The organism is Streptomyces sp. ADMS (assembly GCF_033441795.1).
Lineage (GTDB): Bacteria > Actinomycetota > Actinomycetes > Streptomycetales > Streptomycetaceae > Streptomyces.
In genome coordinates this window covers 1-4,555 of the sequence record NZ_JAVFVX010000224.1, presented here as the reverse complement: position 1 = coordinate 4,555, position 4,555 = coordinate 1, and the positions used below count along the sequence as shown (strand labels likewise).

Genomic DNA, 4,555 nt, shown 5'->3' with positions numbered 1-4,555 from the left:
CCTTTCATGTTCAGGACACAAGAACTGCGGAAACGAGCTTGGCGCAGCCTCAGTGGGCGTCTTCAACTGCCACACGCTTCCTTCGCCGTTGGCCGACAGGAGGAGGGATCCGTCCGGGGCGACGGCCAGGCCCGCGAACGGGCGCGGCGAACCGGGCATGCCGTGGGTGAACAGGGCGGGTTCGGCGCCGCAGGCGCGGTCAGGGGGTGATCCGACCGGCAGGTCCGCAGCATCCACCCCGGTCCTTCCCGTGGTCAGCGACACGGTCCACAGCCACCGGTGCTAAAAGCCGGTCCCCGACGCAGGGGATGCCGTTGAGCACCGTCACCTGCTCCGAGACCAGGAAGTACTCGCTGTGCGGACTACGCCGCCGTACTCGGCCGGGGACCAGGTCGGCGATGTACATCGACCCGTCCGCGCCGAAGGCCAGGTCGTCCGGCGACTGCACCGGGCCGTCCATCGGCACGACTACGTCGACACCTCCGGTGGCGAGACCGACGGCGCTGATCCGCCCGGCGAGAAACTGGACGACGTACTGCCGCCCGTCCGGACCGATCGCGACACCGTTCGCACCGCACAGCCTGCTGGGCGGGTTGAGCCGCCTCGTCTGCCAACGGGTGCTCGTGACCGTCCGATCACCGGCTTCGTCGAACCGGCTGGGATACGACGCTTTCACACCTCCTCCGCCCCCACCTGCACGTCGTCCATGCCGCCGTCCGCACGCCAGCGCCTGAGCAGGTCGTGGAAGGCCACCGGCCCGTCGGCGTACGTCTCGTTCCGCTCCCTCGGCATTCCCTCGTTGTTGTGGTAACCCGGGGTGTGCGGGGTGGAGAAGGAGCGGGGGGTGGACATCGATGTCCTCTTCCTCTCTGTGTTGCATCGGGGTGCCGCACGGGTGCATCGAAGACGCACCCGGCCATCGCTCACGACATGTGGAGTCAACGGCGGATCGGCCCTGTCTCTCGTCCACTTGTCATGTGCGGAAGTCTGGGGGCGTCCCCTTGCCACCTTCGGCAATGCACTTCGATGACTGCGTCGCGGGTGACGGGGCCGTCGCGGGCTCCGGACTCCGGCGTGGGCCGCCCCGATCCCTAGCCTCCGGCCTCCAGGGCGCCGTCCATGCGGGCGACTCCACCGAGCCAGGCCAGGCTCGGCTTCGGCGTTCGCTCGAACGTCTCACGGTCGACGGCGATGAGCCCGAACGTCGGTGCCCAACGACCCCACTCGAAGTTGTCCAGCGCGGACCAGTGCAGATACCCACGGACGTCGATGCCCTCGGCTACCGCGTCATACAGGTGCCCGAGCGCCTCGGTCGTGTAGGCGATGCGGCGCGCGTCGTCGGCGGTGGCGATGCCGTTCTCGGTGACGAGCAGCGGGGTCCCCTCCGTGGCCTCCCAGGCGTGCCGCAGGGCGATGCCGAGGGCGTCGGGCCGGTACGCCCAGCCGGTCAGTGTGTTGTCGGGGCTTTCGGGCGCGGGGACGATGCCGTCCTTGCTCACCAGCTGGCTGGTGTACGACTGCACGCCCAGAAAGTCGTCCCCGCGGGCACCGTGGTGGTAGAGGTCCTCCCAGGCCCAACGCAGTTCGGCGGACAGTTCCTCGCTGCCGGGGGTGGGGACAAGAGCCTGCTGCGCCACGGTCCAGCCGACCTTCGCCGAGGTGTGCTCGCGCACGACGGCCACGGCGGCCCGGTGCGCTCGCACGAGGGCCTCGCCGACCTCCGTGCTCGGGGTGGGCATCCGGATGTCCGCGCCGAGGTTCATGTCGGCACCCTCGGCCACCGCCGCAGACATGCCGCTCATCATGGCCAGGATGTTCGGCTCGTTGATGGTGCAGACCCAGGTGACACCGTGGAGGATCGTGCACACGCGCTCGACGTACCGGGTGAACCGGTCGACGGCGGTCGGACTCGTCCATCCGCCCTCGTCGGTGAACCAGCGGGGGTTGGTGAAGTGATGGAGCGTCACGACGGGTTCCAGGCCGAGGCCGCGCGCGGTGTCGATCATGCGGCGGTAGTGGGCGAGCTCGGCCCGCGAGAACTCTCCGGGCTCCGGTTCGATGCGCGCCCACTCGATGCCGAACCGGTAGGCGTTCAGGCCGGCGTCGGCCAGCAGCCGCATGTCCTCGCCGTAGCGGTGGTAGCTGTCGCACGCGTCCCCGCTGAGCTCCAGGTGGCCTTCGTTCCGGTGCTCCGTGCGCCACCAGTCGCTGTTGAGGTTGTTCCCCTCGATCTGGTGCGGTGAGGTGGACGCGCCCCACAGGAAGTCGGAGCGAAGGTCGGGGTTGCGGCTCATCGGGTTGCCTCCAGGATCGGTCGGGTCGTCGGTGGACACAGGGGCGGCGGATGCGATGACCGGCAAAGCCGGGATGGACTCGTCCATGCGCATGAGGTCGCCGGACAACGGGCCGTGCAGGCAGCCAGGTTGGGAGCCCTGCAACGCGTTTCGACGAGCCGCGGACCCGCCTGATGACAGGGGCCGGGGCCCGGTCACACCGCCACGCTGGATTGGGGCGGTCGCCCGCGCGCCGGTGTCCGCCAGAGCACGGCCGTTCGGAACGCGGGACGCTCTGGTGAGTCCCCGTCGGGACGCACTCGCCGGCCCCGGGCATCCGGGAAACCGGGCCCTCTGGCGGCTGGGATCTCAACCGCTTCTCAATCGCTCATGCGTTGATCAGGCCACCCCCGTCCGCATGGAGGTTCTGCCCTGTGATCCACCGGCTGTCGTCCGACGCGAGAAACACGGTCACCGGTGCGACATCCTCGTACGGGTTCCCGGCACGACCGAACGGGTTGTTCACAAAGCTCTTCTCGATGTGTTCGCGAGTCCGGGGTTCCATCCAGTCGAGCCCACCGGAGATGTTGTCCGTCATGCCATTGGGGCACAGCGTGTTGACGCGGATCTTGTACTGTCCCCATTCCCTGGCCACCACGCGTGACAGGCCTCGGACCGCCTCCTTCGACGCCGCGTACGGTGCGTACAGCGCGTCGCCCATCACGCCTGCTTCCGAGGCGAAGTTGATGATGGACGCGCCGGCTCCGGGCCGGTCGCGCATGTAGGGAAAGCAGAGCTTCATGAGGTGCCAGTAGGCGTACACGGAGCTGCGCATCTCGACATCGAGATCGTCGATGGTCTTCTCCAGGAACGGGGCCGGGACGGTGATGGTGTGCGCGTTGTTGATGAGTACGTCGATGGTGGCGAACTTTTCGACGGTCGCGGCCACCAGCGCGGACAGCGCGTCGTAGTCCGTGATGTCGGCCGTCGTCGCCAGGACCGTGGCACCCCGGTCCTCGCAGATCTGCCGGGTTTCGGAGAGCTTGCTCTCGGTCCTCGCGCATATGGCGAGGTTGGCACCCTCTTCGGCAATCCGGATCGCCTGCTGCTTGCCCAGACCCGAGGAGGCTCCGGTGAGCAGTACGACTTTCCCGTCCAGCTTTCCCATAAGTCTTCTTCCTTGGTTTCTAAAGGGTTTCACGGTCCCGTGAAGAGGTTGATGGCGGTCGGTCGGACCGTCGTACCAACCAACCGTGGCGTGGTCAGGGGCGCATAGTGGTGCCTCCGTCGACGCAGAGAATCTGGCCGGTCGTCCACTGGGCAAGGTCGGACAGGAGGAAGGCCACGGTGGCGCCGATGTCGTCGGGCCGGCCGTGGCGGGGCGCCGGGGTGCCCGCGAGGATCATGTCGCGGAACTCGTCGGGCAGGTTGAGTTCGGTCTGCTGGGTCATGACCAGGCCGGGGGCGACGCCGTTGCAGCGGATGCTGTCCTTGCCGTAGCGGCGCGCGACGTGGCGGGTGAGTGCGCCGACGCCGGCCTTGGTCACGGAGTACGCGACCTTGTCGGGCATGCCGGCGTAGACCGCGCCGGACAGCGTGTTGACCACGGATCCGCCGCCGCCGGCGATCATGGGCGGCAACGCGTGCTTGAGCGTGAGCAGGTAGCCGGTGAGGTTGACATCGATGGTGCGCCGCCATGCGGCCAGATCGATGCCGGTCGCGTCGGTGTCCTTGGCAACCTCGTCGGGATGGATGTTGGCGGCCACGTTGAAGAGACCGTCGATGCGGCCGTACGTGGCGATGGCCAGCTCGATCTGTTGCTTGACCTGGTCCTCGTCCGCGATGTCGACGACGGTGACGATGCCGTCGCCGCCGGCATCCCGGGCTGCCCGGACGGTGGCTTCGGCCGACGCCTCGACGACGTCGCCGACTACGATCCGGGCGCCTCCCGCACCGACGAACTTCGCGACGGCGGTGGCGATTCCACCAGCGCCGGCGAAGACGATGACCTTGTCGTGCAAGCCTTCCACAAGTGATCTCCTACGCCCTTGGTTGTCGGATCGGCCGCGAGGCCGGTCGGATCTCAGTGATCTTCAGAACCGGGCCGGGGATGATGCCGTTCTCGTGGAACGAATCGACGACGGCCCAGTGGTCGGATGCCGTGTTCGGGCTCCTTGTGCCGGCAAGGGCTGAGCTTTGGTGTTCGCGCCGACTCTGCTGCGCAATTCGCAGGAACAGCCGCCCGGAGCACCGAGCACGGCCGCGTCGCCGCAGGTCGCGGA

The 4,555-nt window shown here is 68.1% G+C and carries 4 protein-coding genes and 1 pseudogene; all 5 read right to left on the bottom strand.

Annotation, left to right across the window (positions count from 1 at the left end):
• Window positions 1-286: 286 nt before the first annotated feature.
• Window positions 287-676: pseudogene (locus RB628_RS39415) on the bottom strand (hypothetical protein); the annotation flags it as partial.
• On the bottom strand, window positions 673-852 hold the full coding sequence (locus tag RB628_RS39410) for a hypothetical protein (protein ID WP_318325467.1): 180 nt from the start codon (window positions 850-852) through the stop codon (window positions 673-675). The gene RB628_RS39410 and the pseudogene RB628_RS39415, both read right to left, overlap by 4 nt.
• Before the next feature lie 239 nt (window positions 853-1,091).
• The gene (locus tag RB628_RS39405; RefSeq protein ID WP_318325466.1) at window positions 1,092-2,294 is read right to left on the bottom strand and encodes a glycoside hydrolase family 1 protein; all 1,203 of its coding nucleotides are present in this window, start codon (window positions 2,292-2,294) and stop codon (window positions 1,092-1,094) included.
• A gap of 367 nt (window positions 2,295-2,661) precedes the next feature.
• Window positions 2,662-3,441, bottom strand: a complete 780-nt coding sequence (locus RB628_RS39400) for an SDR family oxidoreductase (RefSeq protein ID WP_318325465.1) — start codon at window positions 3,439-3,441, stop codon at window positions 2,662-2,664.
• 94 nt (window positions 3,442-3,535) lie between these two features.
• On the bottom strand, window positions 3,536-4,303 hold the full coding sequence (locus RB628_RS39395; RefSeq protein ID WP_318325464.1) for an SDR family NAD(P)-dependent oxidoreductase: 768 nt from the start codon (window positions 4,301-4,303) through the stop codon (window positions 3,536-3,538).
• Window positions 4,304-4,555 lie beyond the last annotated feature (252 nt).